Annotated in this window: 20 protein-coding genes; all 20 read right to left on the bottom strand. The window is 60.0% G+C overall.

Going from position 1 to position 20,726, the window contains the following annotated elements:
• Positions 1 to 42: 42 nt before the first annotated feature.
• A complete protein-coding gene (locus tag ACR0J2_RS15845) occupies positions 43 to 945 on the bottom strand; it encodes an FAD:protein FMN transferase (protein WP_480813163.1) in 903 nt (300 codons plus the stop codon).
• Positions 942 to 1,457 carry a nitrous oxide reductase accessory protein NosL gene (locus ACR0J2_RS15840; RefSeq protein ID WP_480813162.1) on the bottom strand — a complete coding sequence of 172 codons (516 nt, stop codon included), beginning with the start codon at positions 1,455 to 1,457 and terminating at the stop codon, positions 942 to 944. Before ACR0J2_RS15840 ends, ACR0J2_RS15845 begins: the two co-directional genes overlap by 4 nt.
• On the bottom strand, positions 1,454 to 2,275 hold the full coding sequence (locus ACR0J2_RS15835; protein WP_480813161.1) for an ABC transporter permease: 822 nt from the start codon (positions 2,273 to 2,275) through the stop codon (positions 1,454 to 1,456). The genes ACR0J2_RS15840 and ACR0J2_RS15835 overlap by 4 nt, the downstream gene beginning before the upstream one ends.
• Positions 2,272 to 3,165 carry an ABC transporter ATP-binding protein gene (locus ACR0J2_RS15830; protein WP_480813160.1) on the bottom strand — a complete coding sequence of 298 codons (894 nt, stop codon included), beginning with the start codon at positions 3,163 to 3,165 and terminating at the stop codon, positions 2,272 to 2,274. The genes ACR0J2_RS15835 and ACR0J2_RS15830 overlap by 4 nt, the downstream gene beginning before the upstream one ends.
• Positions 3,155 to 4,411 carry a nitrous oxide reductase family maturation protein NosD gene (locus ACR0J2_RS15825; protein WP_480813159.1) on the bottom strand — a complete coding sequence of 419 codons (1,257 nt, stop codon included), beginning with the start codon at positions 4,409 to 4,411 and terminating at the stop codon, positions 3,155 to 3,157. Before ACR0J2_RS15825 ends, ACR0J2_RS15830 begins: the two co-directional genes overlap by 11 nt.
• 2 nt (positions 4,412 to 4,413) lie before the next feature.
• The gene (gene nosZ / locus ACR0J2_RS15820; RefSeq protein WP_170614008.1) at positions 4,414 to 6,321 is read right to left on the bottom strand and encodes a TAT-dependent nitrous-oxide reductase; all 1,908 of its coding nucleotides are present in this window, start codon (positions 6,319 to 6,321) and stop codon (positions 4,414 to 4,416) included.
• 16 nt (positions 6,322 to 6,337) lie between these two features.
• Complete coding sequence (locus ACR0J2_RS15815; RefSeq protein WP_480813158.1) at positions 6,338 to 8,515, bottom strand: 4Fe-4S binding protein; 2,178 nt, start codon at positions 8,513 to 8,515, stop codon at positions 6,338 to 6,340.
• Positions 8,506 to 8,970: a DUF2946 family protein gene (locus ACR0J2_RS15810; RefSeq protein ID WP_480713644.1), complete on the bottom strand. Its 465-nt coding sequence runs from the start codon at positions 8,968 to 8,970 to the stop codon at positions 8,506 to 8,508. The genes ACR0J2_RS15815 and ACR0J2_RS15810 overlap by 10 nt, the downstream gene beginning before the upstream one ends.
• A gap of 89 nt (positions 8,971 to 9,059) precedes the next feature.
• Positions 9,060 to 9,323, bottom strand: a complete 264-nt coding sequence (locus ACR0J2_RS15805; RefSeq protein ID WP_170678703.1) for a hypothetical protein — start codon at positions 9,321 to 9,323, stop codon at positions 9,060 to 9,062.
• Entirely contained in the window at positions 9,280 to 10,803 is a 1,524-nt protein-coding gene (locus tag ACR0J2_RS15800) for a cytochrome D1 domain-containing protein (RefSeq protein ID WP_480813157.1), read from the bottom strand. Before ACR0J2_RS15800 ends, ACR0J2_RS15805 begins: the two co-directional genes overlap by 44 nt.
• Before the next feature lie 76 nt (positions 10,804 to 10,879).
• Complete coding sequence (gene nirJ / locus ACR0J2_RS15795) at positions 10,880 to 12,094, bottom strand: heme d1 biosynthesis radical SAM protein NirJ (RefSeq protein ID WP_170614004.1); 1,215 nt, start codon at positions 12,092 to 12,094, stop codon at positions 10,880 to 10,882.
• A 3-nt stretch (positions 12,095 to 12,097) separates the two neighbouring features.
• A complete protein-coding gene (gene ahbB, locus ACR0J2_RS15790; RefSeq protein WP_170614003.1) occupies positions 12,098 to 12,592 on the bottom strand; it encodes a siroheme decarboxylase subunit beta in 495 nt (164 codons plus the stop codon).
• Positions 12,589 to 13,038 carry an Lrp/AsnC family transcriptional regulator gene (locus ACR0J2_RS15785; RefSeq protein WP_170614002.1) on the bottom strand — a complete coding sequence of 150 codons (450 nt, stop codon included), beginning with the start codon at positions 13,036 to 13,038 and terminating at the stop codon, positions 12,589 to 12,591. Before ACR0J2_RS15785 ends, ahbB (ACR0J2_RS15790) begins: the two co-directional genes overlap by 4 nt.
• Positions 13,035 to 14,024: a siroheme decarboxylase subunit beta gene (gene ahbB, locus ACR0J2_RS15780; RefSeq protein ID WP_170614001.1), complete on the bottom strand. Its 990-nt coding sequence runs from the start codon at positions 14,022 to 14,024 to the stop codon at positions 13,035 to 13,037. The genes ACR0J2_RS15785 and ahbB (ACR0J2_RS15780) overlap by 4 nt, the downstream gene beginning before the upstream one ends.
• A 3-nt stretch (positions 14,025 to 14,027) precedes the next feature.
• Positions 14,028 to 15,173, bottom strand: coding sequence for a cytochrome D1 domain-containing protein (locus ACR0J2_RS15775; RefSeq protein ID WP_480813156.1), 1,146 nt, complete (start codon positions 15,171 to 15,173; stop codon positions 14,028 to 14,030).
• Positions 15,170 to 15,457 carry a c-type cytochrome gene (locus ACR0J2_RS15770; protein WP_170825200.1) on the bottom strand — a complete coding sequence of 96 codons (288 nt, stop codon included), beginning with the start codon at positions 15,455 to 15,457 and terminating at the stop codon, positions 15,170 to 15,172. Before ACR0J2_RS15770 ends, ACR0J2_RS15775 begins: the two co-directional genes overlap by 4 nt.
• A gap of 73 nt (positions 15,458 to 15,530) precedes the next feature.
• Positions 15,531 to 16,292, bottom strand: coding sequence for a uroporphyrinogen-III C-methyltransferase (gene cobA, locus ACR0J2_RS15765; protein WP_480813155.1), 762 nt, complete (start codon positions 16,290 to 16,292; stop codon positions 15,531 to 15,533).
• A 201-nt stretch (positions 16,293 to 16,493) separates the two neighbouring features.
• Positions 16,494 to 16,901: a cupredoxin domain-containing protein gene (locus ACR0J2_RS15760; protein WP_480813154.1), complete on the bottom strand. Its 408-nt coding sequence runs from the start codon at positions 16,899 to 16,901 to the stop codon at positions 16,494 to 16,496.
• Between the two features lie 53 nt (positions 16,902 to 16,954).
• Positions 16,955 to 18,742, bottom strand: a complete 1,788-nt coding sequence (locus ACR0J2_RS15755) for a NapC/NirT family cytochrome c (protein WP_480813153.1) — start codon at positions 18,740 to 18,742, stop codon at positions 16,955 to 16,957.
• Between the two features lie 124 nt (positions 18,743 to 18,866).
• Positions 18,867 to 20,543: a cytochrome D1 domain-containing protein gene (locus ACR0J2_RS15750; RefSeq protein ID WP_170613995.1), complete on the bottom strand. Its 1,677-nt coding sequence runs from the start codon at positions 20,541 to 20,543 to the stop codon at positions 18,867 to 18,869.
• Positions 20,544 to 20,726: the final 183 nt, after the last annotated feature.

Raw genomic sequence — 20,726 nt, 5'->3', positions numbered from 1 at the left:
GGCCCTTTGCCAAAACTTTTGTGCCACAATCAAAAGTTGTGATCAGATCATCATCTCGATCCGACTTCCGGGAAAGCGGTCCAGCACGGTATCAACCCGCGTCTTTGGGATCAGGCAAAGGGCTGTGGAAAGACCATCTGCAATCGCCGCTCGGGGGGCAGAGACCGAGACGGCCCGGTGCAAGGGCTTGCTGCCGTCCGGGCTCAGGATGTGGCCCTGACCGTCCTTCAGAATCGTGCCTCCGGGTGCAGAAGTGGCAACCGCCCGGTCGCTGATCCCGATCCGTTTCAGAACCGCACCGTCTGGCCCGGCCAACCCGACACGCCAGTGGCGGCCATCCGCGTTGGCGCCTAGGGCTGCGATCTCGCCCATGTCCACCAAAACGTTCCCAAGGCCCATGGACCGCAACAGATCCGCAATACGATCTGTTACCGCCCCCTGCGCTATTCCGTTCAGGGTCAGAGCCGACACACCGGGTTGTGGCAGAAGAATATGGTCTGCCGTCACTGTGACTTGGTGCCAGCCGACCAACTGTCGGGCCGAGCGGATCACGCTTTCGTCGGCACCAGAGGCCAAGACAAGCCACAGAGGCTGAACACTCGGATCAAACGCCCCATCCGATGCGTCATGCAGTGCCGAACACAGGCTGAGCACGTTCAGCAACTCCGGCGCAGGGGCGGTCAGCATCCCATCACGGTTCAGCCTGCTCAACTCGGAATCCGGGCGATAGAGGCTGAAAATGTTCTCAAGCCTGTGCAGTTCCGCCTCGATGGCAGAGATCACAGGACGGGCCTCGTCATCGGTCAGACCGGACAATTGCAGGCTGGCACGCGCGCCCAGTGCGGTGCCACGCCAATGGGCGACTGGGGCTGCCTTTGCTCCGGCGGGCAAGGCCATGCAAGCCGCGGAAATCGACAGGAAACGGCGACGGGACAAAACGGTCATACGGGGGTCTCCAGATTCAAGTCCAGATCGACGGGCCCCAGAACCTCGTCAGCCGGGATGTCGGACAGGGGCAGGGCGGTGCCGCCATACCGATTGATAAAGTCATCGGCGTCGGAGGGATCACCAAAAGGAACAACCTCGCGTGCGCCCATGCCGCCGGCGACGTTGGCCCCGACCACAAATGTCGCGCCGTCGGCGGCGATCCAGTTGGAGATACCGGGTTCCCTCCAGTTTGTCGCGATGCCCATGTCACTGACATAGACGGCGGTGATCTTGGCATCGCGTTCAGGGCTTTTCAGATAGGCCACCATGTCGCGCACCTGCGCAAAAAACAGCGGCGCTGGGTAGCCATCCAGATGAATCTGGCCCTTGGGTCCACCATGTTCGGCGATGTTCATCTGGCAGAAGAAACTCAGCGCATCCGGGGTCAGGTCGACCGGATCGGGGGCGACAGCGATCTCTTCCTTGCAGGCGGCCAGAGCAATCAGCGCAATCAGGTACAGGCGTTTCACGGCTCGACCCTCCGGAATGCCGCACGGGCAAGGGCAAAACCGATCACCGGCCAGAGCAGCAGCGACGCGGGTGCGGCCCAGACGGGCAGGGCCTGCGCTGCACCGGTCATACCGGACGCCATGGCGACGCCTTCGGTCGCGGCGATGTTCCACAAACGGAATGCGTCGGCCGGGTTGGCCACCATCACCCATGGAAAGACGGATTGGGTGAAGGTGCCGCCCTTGTCCATGACGACGGCCCCCAACAGGCCCAGATCATAAAGGACGACAAATACCAGCCATAGCCCGGCCGACAGACCTGCCGCCGCCGTGGACCCCTTTGCCAGGGCGGACAGCAGGTATCCCAGCGCCAGAAAGACAGCGCCCAGAAGGATGGATGTAAGGATGAGGCGCGCCAGCGCCATCAGGCTTTCCGGGCCTGCGCCACCAAAGAAGGCGGCGACCGCGCCGGCGGTTCCGAAACCGATGGTCATGGCAAAGGCCAGCGCGGCGAGATGGGCGGTGAACTTGCCCAACAGGATTTCTCCACGTCCTGCCGGGTAAGACAGCAGCAGTGACAGGCTGCCGCGATCCACGTCGCCTGCGATGGCGTCAAAAGCAATCATCAGCGCCAGCAGCGGCGCCAGATAGACCGAAAGCGTTGTCATCGAGGCGACCGAGACGGTCAGCATGTCAACGCCCAGTGTGCCGGTCGGGGCGCTGCCTGCAAAGGTCAGGGCCAGCGCGAACAGCACCATGATCAATGTTGCCACCAGCAGCCAGCGGTTGCGGCGCAGGATCAGCATCTCGGTGCGGGTGATGGCGAGGAAGCGGGTCATAGCCTCTCCTCCTGTGCATAATGGCGATAGAGGTCTTCCAGCTTGGGCGGGGTCATTTCCACATCCGCCACCGCGTCGCCCAACCCGGCGATTCGGCGCAGGGCCTCCATCTTGTCGTCAGGTGTACAGAGCAACTCAACGGATGCGCCGTTGATCCGGTTGCCGCCCAGTTCGGCGGCAAGCGCTTCGGGGTTGGCGCTGGCGCGGACCCGCAGGCGTATCGGAAGTCCCGCCAGGGCGGACAGGTTGGTCAGCGTATCGTCGGCCACCATCCGGCCCTTGCGCATGATGGCAATGCGGTCGGTACGCGCCTCGACCTCGGTCAGCGCGTGGGACGCAATCAGGACCGCTGTGCCTTGCGCTGCCAGTTCATCAATGATGGCGTAGAGATCCTGCCGAGAAATCGGGTCCAGCCCCGAGGTCGGTTCGTCCAAGAGGGCCACTTTCGGCCTGCCCAGAAGAACCTGAGCCAGACCCAGGCGCTGCCGCATCCCTTTGGAATAGGTGCCGATCCGACGGTCGAGTGCATCACTCAGGCCGACGCGTTCCAGCAGACCGGGCACATCGGCTTTGGCTCCGGACAGCTTGGCAAACAGCGTCAGTTGTTCGCGTCCGGTCAGGGCCGGGTGGAAGGAGACCGCTTCGGGCAGATAGGCCGTCTCGCGCCGCGCTAGTGCGCTGCCGGGGGTGGAGTCTCCGATCCGAATGGCTCCTCCCTGAATGGGCGTCAGGCCGAGGATAGATTTGATCAGGGTCGACTTGCCCGCGCCGTTATGGCCCAGCAGCGCGACGCGCTGACCGGGGGCAAGAGACAGGTTGATATCGTCAAGAACGCGGGTTTTTCCCCGGTCCTTGAGTACATGGTCGATTGACAGGGCCTTATCCGTCATGAGGCACCTTTTTCATTGCTGGGGGTTCAGGGGCTTGCATCAAAGGATTGCTGTCCATCACGCCGCCCGGCAGCAGGGCCGGGAATGCAGATTGGGACCAGCGCACCAACTGCACGGCAGGCGAGCCGAGCAGCAATTTGGCTGAGGGTTGGGTCCACAGCACATGGTCCATCGAGTCATTGGGGCGATAGGGGGCATCGGCGATACCGTTGCCATCCACATCATACGCGGCGAAATCGGACCAGTAATTGCCGCGCCCTTCTTCTGACCACTCGACCCATTTGGTCGAAACGTATTTCACCTGTGTCCGGTTACCGACAAAGGCGTTGCCGACGATCCGATTGCGCTCGGACCCGGCGGTAAAGTGGATGCCGATGCCGCAATCCTGGAACCAGTTGTCGGTGAATTCGTTTTTGTTGGAGTTATAGAGGAAGGTGCATTTTTCCTTGGCACCTTTCACCACGTTTCCGGTGATAACGCTCTTGTTAGCGTAGTTCAGCATCACGCCATGTTCCCGGTCACCGATCGAGACATTGTTGGCGACGGTCACATTGGTCGTGAACATCACCGCATAGCCCAGATCGTTCCCGATTGAGACGTTGTCACTGACCACCGAATTGTCGGCATACATGTAGTGCACCGCAAACCGCAGATCGCGGAACAAATTGCCCGTGAAGGTGTTCTTCTTGGACGAGTTCACAAAGATCCCGTCGCGGCCGAAGCGAATGTCGTTGTCTTCCACCCGCGCGCCCGGCGCGTTCCAGACATAGACGCCATTGCCACGGTCATTCATCCGCTGGTCCAAACGCCCTTCGATCCGGTTACCACGCACGATGCTATCTTTGGCCCCGTGAATGTCGACGCCATAAAGGTTGCCCAGCAATACGTTATCCTCGACCACGGGCTCTGTGGCCGTCTTGGTCAATTGGATGCCGCTGTCGATCCCGTCATGGTCAGAGCCCGAGCCGACCACCGTCAGCCCGCGTACCGTCACGCCCGGCCCGGTCACGGTAATGACGCTGCCGTCGCTTTGCCCGTCGATGGTGGCCTGGCCCTGCCCGTCGAGGGTAACGGGCCGGTCCAGAACCAGTGTTTCAAAGTATACGCCAGGGCTCAGGCGGAGGGTGTCTCCATCCGCCGCCTGCGCCAATGTTTCATTGATGGCCCCCGCCCGGTTGGGCACATCCCAGTCCGCCGCCCAAAGGGGCGAGCCGAGCAGGAGCGGTATGAGCAGGGACCAACGCATCGTTATGCGCTCCGCGGCTCAACAAACATCCGGCCGCGCATTTCCATGTGCAGCGCGTGGCAGAACCACTGGCAGTAATACCAGTGCACGCCCGGACGGTCGGCAATGAATGTGACCGAAGCGGTGGCCTGAGGTGCGATCTCCATCGCGACGCCGAAGTTCGACAGGCACAGACCGTGGGTCACATCATCCACGTCATCCAGGTTGGTGACATAAATGGTGACTTCATCGCCCTGCTTGACCGTGAACTTCTCCATGCTGAAGACAGGCGCGGTCGAGGTCATGTAAACGCGGACCTTGTTGCCGTCACGGATGGGTTCTTCGGCTCCTTCCTCCAGATCGACACCGTCTGCCGCGGCCTGCTGGCGCGCTTCTTCCCACATCGGGTCGTTGCGGTCCCAGACATTGACCGGGTTCACCTTCGACCGGTGCACGATGATCGAGTCGTGCGGTTCCGCAAAGGTCGGGCCGTCGTGGACCACTTTCATCTTGTCGCCCGAGATGTCGATCAGCTGCTCGTTCTCGGGCTTCAGCGGACCCACGTTCAGGAAGCGGTCTTTCGAGAACTTATTCATCGAAATCAGCCACTTGCCGTCCGCCTCGGCCGTTTCGCCCATCGAGGTCGAGTTATGGCCGGGCTGATAATGCACATCCACCTTGTCGACAATGGGATCGACGTCCGCACCTGCATAGGCTTCGATGGCCTTGGCGATGTCCCATTTCACCACCTGGCTGTCCAGGAACAAGGTGGTATAAGCGTTGCCCTTGCCGTCGAACGCGGTGTGAAGCGGGCCAAGGCCCAACTGCGGTTCAGCAACGATGGCGGAACGCGGATCGGCATTGTCAGCAAACAGCGCGTCGACTTTCTCCACATCGATCACGGACACTGTCGGCGACAGCTTACCGTTGATCATGATGTGTTTCTTGTCGGGCGCGGCGTTCACACCGTGCGGCGAGTTCGGGATCGGGATATAGCGGGTCAGGTTGCCGCCAGCCTCTTTGCGGCCGTCCACGACCTTGACGCCGTTCAGTTCCTGATAGTTCCCGGCGGCCACGGCCTCTTCGATGCCCTTGAGGTTGAACACGACCACGTGGTCCAGCTCGTTCTCGGTCATCTCGGCAAGGTTCATACCCATTTCCGAGTTGTACGAGGTCGAGAAGGCGTATTTGCCCTGATAGTCGCAGTCGGTGTTGTCGAGGTTGCCCGACACCATCACCTGCCACGCGATCTCCATCGTGTCACCGTCGATGGCGGTGAAGATGTTCACGTATTGTGACGGATCGTCGAGGATCTGACCATCGTTCACCAGCGGCGCTTCATGCTCACCATTGGCAAAGACGTAGCCGGTGCGCGGGTATTTCTGCGGACGCAAGCCGTGGATGTCATGCGCGTTCGGGATCTCGATGATCTTGTCGCATTTCATCACGTCACAGCGCACACGGGCGACACGGGTGTTGGCCTTGTCATTCATGAACAGATAGCGGCCGTCATAGGTGCCATCGGTGAAGGACATGTGCGGGTGGTGCAGGTCGCCGTTGTCGTAAGTCACCTTGCCGTTTGCCGCCAGGAATTCCTTGGTTTCGGGCAGCAGGCCCTCGGTCAGGATTTTCAGCGACTCGTTGGTCTGACCCCAGCCCGTGGCCGAGCAGCGGTTGAACACCGGAACCCGCATCAGTTCGCGCATGGACGGCACGCCCATAATGCGCAGTTCACCGGTCTGGCCCGAAGACCAGAAGCCGTAATACTCGTCCAGTTCACCCGGTTCCAGCGCGGCATTGGCGGCAGCACTGGCTTGCTTGGCCGTCATCAGGGTCGAGCCCAGACCGGTCCCGGCAATCACCGCGCCGGTGGCGGTTGCCCCCAGCATCCCGCGGCGTGTGATGTTCAGTTTGTTTTCATTGTCCGACATGATCGTTCCTCCTTTTTTAGGAAACGGATTGCGGTTTGGCGTTCGGATGGTTCGCCGGTGGTTGTCCGAGAGGGGTCTTGAGGTTGACCGACCCTGTCTTGGCCCGCCGTTTTAGCTGGCGGATAACGACGGGACATTTCGTCTCGGACTGATAGAGCACCTGGCAATGCAGACAGGTGACGCACTCGTTCGGGTTGATCTCACCTGTGGGGTGGATCGCCTGAACGGGGCATTCGTTGGCGCAGGTCTGACAGGGGCTGCCGCAATCGGGGTAACGGCGCAGCCAATCGAACATGCGGATACGGGCAGGGATCGCCAGCGCTCCGCCCAGCGGGCAGAGGTAGCGGCAATAGAACCGTTCGATGAACAGCCCAATCCCCAGCAGGGCCAGCGCAAAGACCACAAAGGGCCAGTCACGCATGAATTTCAGAATGATCGCGGTCTTGAACGGCTCGACCTCGGCGTATTTCTCAGCCAGCGGGATCGAGACAAAGCTGATGCCGAAGAGAACGAGGAAGATCATGTACTTCGCAGGCCAAAGCCGTTCGTTCAGGCCCCACGGCAGGGTCCATTGCGGGACCTTCAACGCGCGCGCGATCTTGTTGGTCAGCTCTTGCAGCGCACCAAACGGGCACAGCCAGCCGCAATAGGCCCCGCGCCCCCAGAACAGCAGCGCAGCGGCGACAGCGAACCATTGAATGAAGACCAGCGGGTCCAGCAGGAACGCGTCCCAGGAAAACCCAATGCGCAGGCTTCCCGCCAGTGCCATCAGATTCACCACGCTCAACTGCGCATTGGCGTACCAGCCGATGAAAAACAGGGTCATGGTCAGGTATCCGATGCGGAACCAGTAAAAGACGCGCGCGTTCATGGTGGCGTGGAACTGGAAGAAGAAAGTCGCGGTTAGCACCAGCAGCATGACGATCAGAACGCCGATCTCGACGGTGCGGTCCTTCCAGATGCGTTGCCACAAGGCGGCCTTGGCAGCGGCTTCGCCGGTGGCATCATCGACAACAACGGGGGCAGCGACGGGCAGCAGGTACTGTTCCGGCAACTTGTAGCCCAAGTCGAAGGTCAGAAACGTTTTTTCGACCGCACCCACGGCGCGCTGCACCAGCAGTTGCAGTCGGAAGGGTGCGGCGGGGTCAAACTCGGCGTCGGCCGGGATCTTGAAGATGTCCAGCTCGGTAAAACTGGGCGCGTCAGGGGCTGCAACTTCCCCCAATCGCCGTTGTTGACGGTCGAAAAAGCGGACCGATCTGTCACCCTGGATCAATTGAATACGGTCAAAGATGCCGCCACGCACATAGCCCGAGCCTTTGAAACTATAGGCGCCGCGTCCCAGTACCAGAATGGCCTGCTCGCCTTCGTCCAGCCAGTTGATCAGGTTCTGGTATTCAGCCTCACCCAGCAGCGACTTGCCGATGGACGGCACCGAAACAAGTGCCACGTGCATGTCGATGAAGGTATCATCGGGCTCGCCGGGTTCGGGGCGTCTGATGGCGCGCTGATCTCCGGTGGCCTCGAAGGCGGCATTCACCTGGCCGATATCCAGCGTCATCCGCCGGACCGAACCGTCGCCCGAAAGTGTCGTCCAGTCGAAAACAGCATCCTGCGCCATGTCGACTTCGCGTTTCGGTCCATCGGCCTTTACCGGAGACAACCCCCCCAGTCCAAGCGCGCGCGCAACTTTGATACCACCACGCACAAGGCTGTCGTCGATCACCATGATCGTCACGGTCGCGCCCGAGATGATGTCCAGGTCATGCCCTTCACCGCCGGTTTCGGCCTCACGCTTGAGGTCCAGGCCGGCATAGCCTTCGGTCAGCTCGACCATGCGCGAATTGGGGATGCCGATCAGAACGATCGGTTCCGAGTGTTTGACCAGTTTCACACCGGTCAGAACCGCGTCACTGTCGATGGCCGCCACCACGTGAATGGGTTTGCCGGAATAACCGGTGGTGCCGACGAAGTCAGACGTCAGGAAAGCCCAGGCAACCGTTTCGCCCCCCTTCAAAACCGGGGCAACGGGTATGTCATCGCGGACCGGACCAAAGGCATCGGCTTCTGGAACCAGATCGGCAGGAGCAATTTCGGGCAGAAAGCTGGCGAGGCTGTCGGCATGCGCGCTGATCGCCATCAGGCAGGACAGGGTGAAGGCCAGCAGGAAATGGATTGCGCGACTTACGACCATGGCGCACCTCCGATTACTTGGGTGGATGCCATGGACGCGCGCAGGGCGCGTTCAGATTCTTCTTTGGTCAAATACGGGGGACCCCGGGTTTCGGGCCATAGCCATTTCGGGCTGTGCAAATCGCACAGGCTCTGGTTCGCAACGTGTACAAGCCGCACATCTCCGGCCTGCGCGACAAGCGGCAGGTCTGGCAGCGGCGCTGCCGTCGTCACCGCGCAAAGCGCACAATCGGCGCATTTCGGACAGGGCGCGGTCGGGTCGTCGGTATCTTCTTCCAGATCAACCTCAACCCAGACCGCCCCTGCCTCCGAGCAGATCTCGATCCACATGCTGTCGCCGGAACTCGCCAGTGCCGGGCCAAGCATTTGTAACAGCAACAGGAATATGCCCACCAAACCGCACACCGCGCGGGACACGCGATCAAACAGGCTATGCGGAGGGCGGAAGGTGGGCATTGAGAATCCAACTCGGCGTTCTTTCCCGAACCCTATGGGATTCTCTCAAGCAGAAACTTGACTTAGGTCAGGTCGGAGAAAATTTGCACCTATTCATCGGCCTCATCCATCAACCCGCGCAGCCAGCGCCCGGCCAGCCATGTCGCTGGAATCCCTAAAGGAATCGACCAAAGGATCGCCGGAACTGGTTCAATCGCGCCGAAACCGGCGCTGTGCAGGATCAGGCCAAGCAAAAACAGGTTGATGGCCACGGTCAGTGCCGTGGCCGGGTACAGCAGTATGGCCAGTTTCCAAACCGGCCATCTGCCCTCAGTGGCTGGTGCCTTCCGAGAAGGTGATCTTGTTCCAGACATTGTATTTCCCCGAAGGTTTGCGCATCGGCAGACGGCGAATTTCCTCCAGCGTCTGCGCATCATAGACGATTACCGCGCCGTCATCCTCCCAGATCGAAACCAACGCATGGCTGCCGTCCCTGGTAAATTCCACGTGGGCCACAGTTTTGCCCGGAGCAGGTCGCAGAGTCTTTATGATTTCAAGGCTTTGCTTGTCGATGACATGCATCGCGTCCTTGTTGGGTCCAAAGAACACGTCGGCCCAGACGTAGGGTGAGTTCTCATGGCTGCGCATGAAGAACCCGGGCCCTTCGGTCTTGATCCGCTTGACGGTTTCCCATGTCTGCATGTCGATCACCGACACGGTGCCATCGGTCAAATGTGGAGTGGCCATCACGGTTGTATCACCGTGCTGCCAAGTGATGCCCGACCCCAGATGCGGCATCCCCGGCAGGTCCAGATCGGCCACTTTCTGACCGATGACCAGGTCGATCACCTGCCCGCCTTTACCATCGCGGGACGCACCCATGACGTATTCGTAGCTCTGATCGAAAAAGAAGTCGTCCAGGTAGTCCGGCGTCGTGATCTTGCGCACCGGGAAGGGGTCAGGGTTCTTGAACTGCCCTTCGATGCGGAAGTCATGACCCAGCCCGGATTGCGGCGGGTTGGCGCCATAAAAGACCTCCCATATCTCGGGCACATCTTTCAGCGCCAGAACAAAACTCTCGCGCGGCGGAGCCTGATACACGGCCGAAACACGGCTGCCCTTGCCCTTCTTGCCTTTGATCTCGATGACCTTGGCAACCGACAGATCCTCTGTCGACAACAAGGTCAGGGTGTTAGGCAGGTAATTTGCCACGGCCACCCATTTGCCGTCGCCTGACATAGCGATGTTACGGCTGTTCAGGCCGGCGCGCACACGACCCACCTGTTTCAACGCCCAGATGTCATACTTCTGCACCCAGCCGTCGCGCGACATGATGAAGACATATCGCCCGTCGGGACTGAACTTTGGCCCGCCATGCACGGCAAAGGGGGTTTCGAACCGGTCGAGAACCTCGAACGTGTCACCATCCAGAACGCTGACATGGTGATCGCCAGTTTCAACGACCAGCGTGATGTTCATGGGGTCACTGTCCCAGACAGGGGCATCAACCGATGTGTTATCCTCGTCCAGAGCACGGCTGGCCATAATCTCGGCCTCACCCCATTCCGGGTCGGTCTCCAGCGGCGATTTCAGCCAACCTGCCAATTCCTCGATCTGCAAGGCGTCAAGCTCATGCGAAAACCCCGGCATCTGTGTCGCCGCCCGCCCTTCGGCAATTACTGCGGCAACACGGGGGCCGCGCATGCGTTTCAAGGTCTCGGGGATCAGCGCCGGACCCACACCGCCCAGACGGCTCTCACCGTGGCACGATGCGCAATGCTCGGCATAGTCTGAAGGCGCATCCGCCCATGCCGCCCCGACACTGAGGATCGAACACAAGACCCCGATCTTCATCTTTTTACAAATACTCCCGCCGGAGGCTTCAGAACTCACCACCCGCACAGGTGCTGGGTGAACAGAACGCCCATTATCAAAAGAACTGATGCGCCGGATCATGACGTTTCCCCCGGAACGGCGTGACCTGCAGACGTTCGCCCGCGTCGTCCACGCCGATTTCTTGATTTGACAGATAGCAGGCCGGATCTTCGGCCCAGGGATCGCCGGTCAGTTGCAAGGCGCGAATGCGGGTGTTGCCGCCACACACATCCTTCAGCTGACAGGCGCCACAGCGCCCCTTCAGCGGGCGGGGGCGCGTGCGCAGCATGGCCAGCATCGGGTCATCACTGGTCCAAAGTTCTGAAAACGATTTTGTCTTCACGTTGCCGACCGTGTAGTCGGACCAATAAGTGTCGGGATGCACGCGACCGAGATTGTCGATATTGGCAACACCCAGACCGCTGGAGTTGCCACCCCATGCGGCAAGATGTTCGCGCACATGCGCCTCTTTCTCTGCATCGAAACGCGAACGTACCCAGTTCAGAAAATACCCGGCATCCGCGTCGTTGTTGCCGGTGACGATATCCAGCGGTCGCCCTCCAGAGGCCGCCTCCCATGCGCGCTCCAACAACAGGTCCAATCCCTTGCGGGTGAGCAGATGCTCGGCATCCTCGCCCCGGTTCTTGTCGCCACGTCCGGCATAGACCAGGTGGGACAAGTAGAACTTGTCCACTCCCTCGTCGTCACACAGTTTCAGCAGGTCGGGCAGGTGATGCTGGGTCCCTTCGGTCAGGCAAAAACGCAGACCAACCTTGATGCCGCGTTTCTTGCATTCACGTACGCCGCGCAGGGCGTCGGCAAAAGCACCCTTGACCCCACGGAACCAATCGTTCGTGGCCCCGATCCCGTCCAGCGAGATGCCGACATAGCTGAACCCCACATCGGCGATCATGTCAGCGGTTTCGTCGTAAATCCGCGTTCCATTTGTCGACAGCGCCAGCATCGGCACCAGATCGCGGGCGCGTTTCGCGATGTCGAAGAAGTCGAACCGGTCCAGCGGCTCCCCACCCGAGAGGATCAGGGCCGGGACGCGAAACTGGCCCAGATCCTCAAGGGTAACCATGGCTTGCTCGTGGCTGAGCTCACCCGGGAAGGCCACATCCGCCGAGACGGTGTAGCAATGGCGGCACTTCAGGTTGCAGCGCCGTGTCAGGTTCCAGATCACCACCGGCTTCACCGGACCCGGACGCCGTTTGCGCACCGGCGTCGGATTGACCAGTTGATGCATGTATTCGGTCAGGCGGAACATGTTTCAGCCTTTCAATTGCTCTTTGGACTTCAGACGCAGCCCGGTTTTTTTCAGGATGCGTGTAGAATAAAGGATGTCTTTGGCACGGCAGGCGTCGCCCAGAATGGCCGTGATTTCTGCCCGCTTTTCTTCGACCTCGGTCCGGTCCGAACCATGGACCATGGCAAAAAGGTTATAGGGCCAGTCGGGCAGGGCGCGCGGGCGTTCATAGCAGTGCGTAACATAGGGCAGCGCGCCGATTTCTGCGCCCAGTTCGGCAACACGGTTGTCGTCCACATCCCACACGGTCATTCCGTTCGACGTCATGCCCAGCTTGTAGTGGTTGGGTGCCGCAGCGATACGGCGGATCACCCCGCGCGATTTCAGACCCGCAAGCCGAGAAAGCAAGGCGTCTTCGTCCATGCCCAGGGTTTCGGCCACACTGGCATAGGGGGCAGGGACCAGCGGCAGGCCGCCTTGCAAAGCCTCAATGATCTCTCTGTCTTTTGCGTCGATCATGCTGCCACCCGGAAGCCTATGAAAAATTCCTGTAGTTTGGGGAACTGCAGGACGGCGATCCCGGTTTCCCTTTCGATTGCCTCGGCCGCTGTTGCAATCCCTTCAGGTGTTTCGGTCGCCAGAACGAACCACATGTTCAGCCGGTGCGTGCGTTCATAATTATGGGCCACCTCGGGGTGCGCATTGACTTTGGTTAGGACGGCTTCGAAATTCTCGGGTTCAACAGCCATGGCACAGAGGCAAAAAGCCCCCCCCATGGCGGCTGCGTCGAAGAACGGGCCAAACCGGGTAATCACACGCTCTTTCTTCATCCGGGACAGGCGATTCAGCAAATCGCTTTCAGATATGCTCAACGCGTCTGCCACGGCGGCGTAGGGGTTCGGTACCAATGGCAGGTCGTCCTGCATCCTGTTCAGGATTCTGCGATCAATTGCGTCGAGTGTCATGCGGCGGACTCCTTCGGTTGGATCAGCGCGCCGGTCTGTTTGAAGCAGCGGGTCGAAAACAGAACCTTGTGCCGCGCACCGGTCAGCTCCTGAAGCTCGGTCGCGCCAGCCAGCACCTCATACGCTTCGCTCCGCGAGCGGGCGTGGATCATGGAATAGAGCCGATAGGGCCAGACCCCCTCGACCGGATTGCGTTCGTAACACAGGGTGATCCCGGGATGGGCCGCAAGGGCCGGTCCAGCAGTGTCAATCTGATCGGCGGGAAGGTCCCAGACGACCATCGCGTTGGCAGACCATCCGAGTGCACGGTGACGCACGATGACGCCCAAACGCGAGATGATGCCCGCCTCGTGCAGGCAGCGAATGCGCGTCATTACATCTTCGGGCTCTCGACCCAGCGACCGGGCCAGCGCCGCGTAAGGGTCACCGACAAGTGACAGGCCCGAGCTCAGTGACTGGAGCAAATCACGGTCACCGTCCTGCATGGCCGACCGGTCGATCCGACGCGCGCTGGGAACGCGTCGCGCGCCACCGGACATGCGGAACCCCAGATCTACGTTGAAGGGGCGCACCAGCCGCAGGTCGAGAACGCGAAGTCCGGTTTTTTTTCTGATCCGGGCCAGCGTGTTGTCGACATGTGCGCGATCCGGCCCGGTGGCGACGAACCAGAGGTTCCAATCATCTTCCCGCTGGTAGTTATGATTCACGCCCGGTTCCGCGTCGATCAGGGCAGCAATCTTTTCAATGCGGTGCTCAGGTGCCGCAACCGCAGCCAGCGTGCTTGCGGAAACCGCGCCGGGCGCGATGGTCGCCCCGACACGCGTGATCCGGCCTGCCGCCCGCATGCGGGCCAGCCGGTCGATCACATCGGCCTCGCTGAGCTTCAGTGTGTCGGCCACAACTTGGAAAGGGCGTTCGGTGACTGGAAAGTTGCGCTGGAAATCATCCAGAAGGTGGCGATCGATCGGGTCGGTGATATGGCACATGGGTTACAGGCCTGTTCTGTGCGCGCGGGCGGTGAAGAAGATGCCCGATGGGCTGTCCGCTTCGATTTCACGCAGTTTTTCAAATGTTTGCGTGTCGTAGATCATGACCTTGTTGGCATCCCGGACGCTGATCCAGACCTCATGCCCGCGCGGCGTGAACTCCATATGCAGTACGGCGGGGCCGGGTTTGAATTCGTGGATGATGTCCTTGCTGACACTGTCGATGACCTGGATCGTATCGTTCAGCGGGTGGGCGAAGTTGACCCAGACCTGCCGCCCGTCGGGCCGGGCCATTGCAAAGACCGGCTGGCCATGGGTTTGGGTGCGCCCGGTCTCGGTCAGGGTATCGGCGTCGATCCACAAGACCTCGTGATGGCCAACAGCAGGCAGAACGAATTCACGACCGGTCAGCGCCCAACCTTCAAGATGGGGCATCTTGTAGACGGGCATCTCTTCTTGCCCGCGCCCGTAATCGGACAGCACGCGGATGGGTTCCGGGGTGTCAGCCCAGAGGTCCAACGCCGTTAGGCCATCCTCGCCAAACAGGCCTGTGATATAGGTCCGGCCATTTGCGGTTATCAAAGCGTCGTAGGGGTTTTCACCCATATCGGGGATTTTGGTGATTTCCGGCGTACCTGAGGAAAAATCGGCTATCCAGGTCTCACCCGTGTCCCACATGGTGAACACGAACCGCCGACCGGGCGCGTCAACCAGGCCGATGGTTTTGCTGCCGGTCGGAATGTCTGCGACCATTTCAAGCGTATCGGCATCGAACACGCGCACGCCGCCGGGTTCATAGTTGGACACTGCCACCAGCGTACCATCGTCAGAGATTGCGCCGCCGATGGCGTTGCCCGCCTGTACAACACGATTGGCAATCTGGCGGGTGACGATGTCGACCTTGGTCAGACCTCCATCGCGGCCGAACACATAGGCGAAACGTTCGTCGGGCGAATAGACCAGCGACGCATGAGACAGATCGCCCAAGCCTTCGATCCGGGCCAGCGCCGTGCGCTCGGATTGATCGACCAGCAGGACTGAACCCTGCGCCCGTTCGATCACCAGCCCGAGGTCGCCGGTGGCGGTGGGTTCCGCCTGCGCAGTGGACATCATAAGGGTTGCAGCGAGGCCGAGGATGAGCTGTTTCATTGTGCCTCCGGTTCCAACAGGTAACGGGCGATCCACTCGGCCTCTTCTTCTGTGATCAAGGGGCGCCAGGGCGGCATCGCGGTGTCCGGGATTCCGTCAAGGATGACGCCGGTCAGAACTTCGGCGTCGTAATGTGCAAGAGTTCCCGCACGCAAATCGGGGCCTAGGCCCCCCTTCAAAGACAACCCGTGGCACGATCCGCAATCCTGATGGACAAGCCGCTTCAGAGCGTTGGGGTCCAGCGTATCGGCGGCAATTGCCGAGGTTGCCACCAGCACGGCCATGGTCAGAACGGTGCGCCCGGCCCATCCTGACTGCGGATTATTGCGGGCCGGCGCGGTATTTTGGCGACCTGGCCTAGCCATGAGCCTGTTCCAATAACTCAGCCACGGGTCGCTCGGAATACAGCGAAACGACCTGACCGATGATGAACAGGGTAGGGGCCGCCAGCTCCGCCTGACGCACATCCGCAGCCAACCGATCCAGCCGGGAAACAAGGCGGCGTTCTGCGCGGGTGGTGGCCTTGGCGACGGCCAGAACAGGGGTCGATCCGGGCAGGTTTTCGGTCATCAGACCCATTGCGATCTGACCGATGTTGGCAACGCCCATATAAACCACCAGCGTCGAATCCGGGTCGGCCAGACGTTTCCAGTCCAGATCTAGAACCTTGTCTGCCTGCCGGTGCCCGGTGACATATTGGACCGAGGTCGCAAGGCCCCGATGGGTCAGTGGCACGCCCGTTGAACAAGACGCGCCTTGTGCCGCTGTAATTCCGGGCGCGTATTCGACCTCGACGCCGTGGTCCATCAGATAGGCGGCCTCTTCCGAACCGCGGCCAAAAATCATCGGGTCGCCGCCTTTCAGGCGCGCCACAGTATGGCCAGCGCGGGCCTCTTCCAGCAGGATTTCGTTGATGCGGTCTTGTGGGACAGTGTGGCATTTCGGGGCTTTGCCGACAGGTATGAGTCGTGCCCCTTCGGTGTGCATGGCAAGGATTTCGTCCGAAACCAATCGATCATAGACCACCACATCCGCCTGTTGCAGCATCCGCAGGGCGCGCAGGGTCATCAGCTCCGGATCACCCGGTCCGGCACCAATCAGAAAAACCTTACCGCTCATGTGCAAACTCACTTGTCCTGAATGTCGTCGGAACCCGGTGTTTCCTGCGCGAATCCAGTGTGATTACGGGACGTTGCTGGGTGAACCGGGCGTGTCATGACGGCAGGTTGGCGCATTCACGGTTCAACCTCCTTGACATAAGTTAAGGAGCGCGGGATTTGCATCCGCGCTCCTTACTTCTGCCCGTATGTCTGCTTCTGCTCAGGGATCTACTGTGATCATTCCGATCATGTTCTGTGTCTCCCAATGTGGACCGCACAGATAGTCCTGCCGCCCCGGGGTAAGGAAGGTCAGATCAACCGTTTCCTCGGGAAACAGCCGGTCGCTTTCAGGGTCGCTGCCGTCTTTCAGCAAAACGCTGTGGCTGGTGCGTTTGTCCACGTTCACCCAGCGGACCGTGGTTCCTGCTTTGACCGTCAGTTCGGCAGGGCAGAAATTGTATTTGTACATCAACACAACTTCGGCGTCCTCAACGGCTGACGATGGTTGGTCGAACAATTCGACATAACGTTCTTCGGCCTCGGCGCAGATTGCGGCTGTCTCTTCGTCGGCCGCAAGAACCGGTGATGCCAGAAACAAAAGTGCAGGAAGAAGTCGTTGGGTTTTCATGATCCAATCTCCTTTCTGAAAGGATTGGGGCCGGATCTTCCGGCCCCAATCCGTTACTGTTTCACCACGTTGATATTCGCGCTGTCGTCATCCAGCGCAAGGCTGGTGTTCAGCGTCACATGGTGGAACCTCGCACTGGCATAGTCATCGTGGATTGCAAAGCCGACCGTATAGGTCTGCCCGGGTTCCAGCGGGACATCACCCGGCGCACCGGAGTTCAACGGCCGCGTGAACACGACAGTCCACGTTCCGCCGGAAAGCTCGGCCGAGGCGGCGATTTCACCGTCATTGACCACGCGCTGATCCAGCAGATAGCCGTTGGTGGCACTGCCATCGGCATAGACCCGCATCAGGTCAAGATAGGTGCCGTCGGCCAGGTATTGCTCAATCTGCTCGGCAGACTGCAGCTTGTCCCAACCACCCAGGGGCTTGCCACCGCGGCCTTTGACCTCAACCTCGGTGCGGCTTTCGCTGATGTATTTGGTCACTGTGTCCTGCGCGGTCAGCCGTCCCGTAACATCACCATTGGCGGCAATGGCATCCGCACCCGGGTCAAAGGGCATGTAGCTGTTGTCGGCGTGACATGAAGCCCAGCAACCCACTTGATCACCCAGTTCAATATCTGTTCCGGTGATCATCATGGCGACCTTGATCTGGTTGTCGGGGTCCATTTTGCCGCCATCAACAAACGGGGCAGGGCTATGGCCCGCATCCGGCCATTGCAGGCGGATATAGAGGTTTTCATCGTCATGCGCCGCCTGAACGGTTGCGTCGATCACCCCACGTTTGCCCGGGATCGGGGTCGGTTCCAGTTCGCCACCGGCAACGATCTTGTTTCCGATGGTGTCCAGTTCCTTGGCGTGACAGGTCGAACACTGATCGCCCCCCTTGGTCAGCGGACGGGCACCGCCGTGGGTCTTGCCGTTTTGCACCCATTCGAAGGACGCCTGACCGGGGTAGAACAGTTTCAGCTCCGCACTGGCCACGGCATTCCAGTCGATGTTCGAAGCGACGTCGCTGCCACCGCCGCCCGCAGGCGCGGCCGAGGCCTCTCCCGCAGCGTTGGCGCGTTCTTCCGCCACAGCAGCGTCAACAGCGGCCGCAATCTGGGCCTGAACAGCCTCTTGCTGGGCTTGTTTGGCGGCTTTTTCCGCGTCGGCCTCGGCGGCCTCCAAGGCTTCGATCTTCTCGAGGCTGGCCAGATATTCTGGCGGGATCGGCCGGACAAACGCAGGGTTCGGGGCTTCCAACTCTTCCAGATACTCGTCGGTTGCACGGTCCCGGATGTTCGAGTGCGCAATCCCCTTGTGGCAATCGATACAGGTCTGACCGGTTTCCATCGCGTTCAGGTGTTGCTGACGGGCGCGGGGTTTCTGGAATTCGGGCATCATCGATTCGAAATCGTGGCAGTTACGGCACTCGCGCGAGTCGGTAGCCTTCATCCGCTCCCATTCGTTCATCGCCAGATGGATGCGTTTGGCTTCGAATTTCTCTGGGGTGCTGATGGTCCCGACCATTTTGCCATAAAGCTCTTTGGAGGCCTGGATTTTGCGGATGATCTTGTGGGTCCAGTCCTTGGGCACGTGGCAGTCTGAACAGACCGCGCCCACGCCGGAACGGTTCACATCGTGGATCGTGCCGGTGTATTCGGTGTATATATAATCGCGCATCTCGTGACACGAGACACAGAACTTCTCGGTGTTGGTCGCTTCCATGGCAGTGTTGAAGCCGCCCCAGAAGATGATGCCTGCAGCAAAAGCGGCAGCGAGACCGGCCACGGGCATTCCCCACAGGAAATACCGGCGCCAGATCGGTGGTTTTTTATCCGGTTCGGAGGTCATATCCGTGCTCCGTTATGGCTGTCTTGTCAGGCCTTGTGTGGCAGGCCGGTGAGTTTGGCTGATAGGTCAAACGAGGAAAGGGCGGGCGAGGGGCCCGCCCTTTCCGGTTCTGGATGCGATCCCGTCAGGTGACGTGGTTCGAACGGTTGTAGACGTTGAACTTGCCGGTCGGGGCATAAAGCCCTTCGATGCGGCCAATTTCTTCCAGCGTCTTGGCGTCGAAGATCACGATCTGACCGTTGGGTTCTTTCGAATCCGACAGGTTCCATTTGGAAACCCAGACCTCGGTACCATCCGCGTTGAACTCGAAGTGAACAGCGGCGCTGCCTTCATCTTCGGTGATCTGGATGGTTTTTACGATCTCGCCGGTCTCTTTCGAGATGACCTGAACGGACTGCTGAATTTCCGGTTCCGGATGTTTGGTCTGGTCAGCCCAGATGTAATCCGAATTCGGGTGCGTGCGGATAAACAGGCCGGGGCCGTCGGTTTCCACTTCGTAGCAAACCTTCCAGGCATCGTCCGGACGGTTCTCTGGGTCGTTGCCCCAGACGGTCACGGCACCAACACCAAGGTGGGTTGTACCGGCAACCGGACCACAATTCGGGTCAACCCAGTTGGCGCCCGGGCCGGGGTGCGGCAACGCAGCCGTGTCGATCATTGCCTCAAGCTTGTGAGTTTCGGTGTCGACGACAACCATCTTGTTCGACGCGTTCGCGGCGATCTGGAAGTACCGGCCAGTCGGGTCAAAGAACCCGTCGTGCAGGAACTTGGCCGAGTCGATCTTGTCGATCCGCAGGTTCTCAAGGTCGGTATAGTCGACCTGCCACAGCTGACCCAATTCCTTGATCGCGACAATCCAGGTTGGCTCGTTCGGTGTGGTGTAGATTGCGGCCACGCGGGCCTCTTCCACATAGTCCCCGTCCACGTTCACGCCGCGTGTCGATACAACCTTGACCGGTTCCATGGTCTGGGCATCGACGATTGCGAAATGCGGCGGCCAGTAACCACCACCGATGACGTATTTGCCGTCGCCGGAAACGGCCACATCGCGGGCGTCATAGGCAATCTTGACCTCGGAAACCAACATATTCTCAGGCTTCTGCCAGAGGTCGATCTTGGTCATCTTGCCGTCGCGGCCCATGGTGTACCAGAAGCGGCCCGGATGTTCCGGTTCGGTAGTGCTGTGGTGTTCGGATGCTTTCAGAACGTGGACAGCGTAACCGGTCGGGATGTGTGTCAGCACTTCTTTGGTGTCGCCGTCGATCACGGCCACTTTACCTACGTCACGTTCGATGACGACAAAGAAGTTCTCCCAGTTGCGGCCATGCAGCGGTTCGGTCGGATAGTCGGCTTCTTCGACATAGACCTTGCGTGTCGCTTTCATCTGTTCCAGCGACATCTCAGGCGGCTTGGGGGCCTCCATCATAATGTATGTCGCCATGTCCTTGATTTCCTGCTCGGTCATGATGTCCGAGAAGTTGTTCATGCCGCCTTCGGTCCCCCAGGCGATGATCTTTTCAAGACGTTCCTGCCCAAGCGCGAGGGTGCCGCCTTCGGTCACGGTGCCGTCGGCTGCGGTTTTCTTCCAGTGGGGTTCAAGGTTTTTGCCTGTGGCGCCTTTACGCAGAACGCCGTGGCAACCTGCGCATTGCTCGAAATAGAGCTGTTTGGACGATTCAAACGCTTCGTCGCTCAATGTTGGCTCTTCGGCGAAGACTGGTGCAGCGACGCTGCCCAGCAGCATCGCCAAACCGACCCCAAAGGCGCGGCCAGTTTTGTTGTAGCTGATTCCAAGTGACATGATCACTCTCCATTTGCTGGTGAGGCAGGCTGGAGACTGAAACATCACGGAGATGTTATCCTTGACCAAAGTCAACGGAAGGGACGGAAACGGGTTTGTACACAGACTGAAATGCAAAAATAATTCCTAATAAAACAGGTGTTTCCGGGTCATGTTTTGCGACGGTTTTGATTTTGGTTAAGT

Source organism: Ruegeria sp. CG4 (assembly GCF_056537185.1).
This window is presented reverse-complemented; position numbering and strand designations above follow the sequence as displayed.

What these genes read in the sequence shown, in the direction of transcription:
- ACR0J2_RS15760 (WP_480813154.1), bottom strand. Translation starts at nt 16,901, where the DNA reads ATGAAAACCCAACGACTTCTTCCTGCACTTTTGTTTCTGGCATCACCG.
- ACR0J2_RS15785 (WP_170614002.1), bottom strand. Translation starts at nt 13,038, where the DNA reads ATGACACTCGACGCAATTGATCGCAGAATCCTGAACAGGATGCAGGAC.
- nirJ (WP_170614004.1), bottom strand. Translation starts at nt 12,094, where the DNA reads ATGTTCCGCCTGACCGAATACATGCATCAACTGGTCAATCCGACGCCG.
- cobA (WP_480813155.1), bottom strand. Translation starts at nt 16,292, where the DNA reads ATGAGCGGTAAGGTTTTTCTGATTGGTGCCGGACCGGGTGATCCGGAG.
- ACR0J2_RS15805 (WP_170678703.1), bottom strand. Translation starts at nt 9,323, where the DNA reads ATGTCTGGAACAAGATCACCTTCTCGGAAGGCACCAGCCACTGAGGGC.
- ACR0J2_RS15825 (WP_480813159.1), bottom strand. Translation starts at nt 4,411, where the DNA reads ATGCGTTGGTCCCTGCTCATACCGCTCCTGCTCGGCTCGCCCCTTTGG.
- ACR0J2_RS15750 (WP_170613995.1), bottom strand. Translation starts at nt 20,543, where the DNA reads ATGTCACTTGGAATCAGCTACAACAAAACTGGCCGCGCCTTTGGGGTC.
- ACR0J2_RS15835 (WP_480813161.1), bottom strand. Translation starts at nt 2,275, where the DNA reads ATGACCCGCTTCCTCGCCATCACCCGCACCGAGATGCTGATCCTGCGC.
- ACR0J2_RS15800 (WP_480813157.1), bottom strand. Translation starts at nt 10,803, where the DNA reads ATGAAGATCGGGGTCTTGTGTTCGATCCTCAGTGTCGGGGCGGCATGG.
- ahbB (WP_170614001.1), bottom strand. Translation starts at nt 14,024, where the DNA reads ATGTGCCATATCACCGACCCGATCGATCGCCACCTTCTGGATGATTTC.
- ahbB (WP_170614003.1), bottom strand. Translation starts at nt 12,592, where the DNA reads ATGATCGACGCAAAAGACAGAGAGATCATTGAGGCTTTGCAAGGCGGC.
- ACR0J2_RS15810 (WP_480713644.1), bottom strand. Translation starts at nt 8,970, where the DNA reads ATGCCCACCTTCCGCCCTCCGCATAGCCTGTTTGATCGCGTGTCCCGC.
- ACR0J2_RS15815 (WP_480813158.1), bottom strand. Translation starts at nt 8,515, where the DNA reads ATGGTCGTAAGTCGCGCAATCCATTTCCTGCTGGCCTTCACCCTGTCC.
- ACR0J2_RS15830 (WP_480813160.1), bottom strand. Translation starts at nt 3,165, where the DNA reads ATGACGGATAAGGCCCTGTCAATCGACCATGTACTCAAGGACCGGGGA.
- ACR0J2_RS15775 (WP_480813156.1), bottom strand. Translation starts at nt 15,173, where the DNA reads ATGAAACAGCTCATCCTCGGCCTCGCTGCAACCCTTATGATGTCCACT.
- ACR0J2_RS15770 (WP_170825200.1), bottom strand. Translation starts at nt 15,457, where the DNA reads ATGGCCGTGCTGGTGGCAACCTCGGCAATTGCCGCCGATACGCTGGAC.
- ACR0J2_RS15845 (WP_480813163.1), bottom strand. Translation starts at nt 945, where the DNA reads ATGACCGTTTTGTCCCGTCGCCGTTTCCTGTCGATTTCCGCGGCTTGC.
- ACR0J2_RS15755 (WP_480813153.1), bottom strand. Translation starts at nt 18,742, where the DNA reads ATGACCTCCGAACCGGATAAAAAACCACCGATCTGGCGCCGGTATTTC.
- nosZ (WP_170614008.1), bottom strand. Translation starts at nt 6,321, where the DNA reads ATGTCGGACAATGAAAACAAACTGAACATCACACGCCGCGGGATGCTG.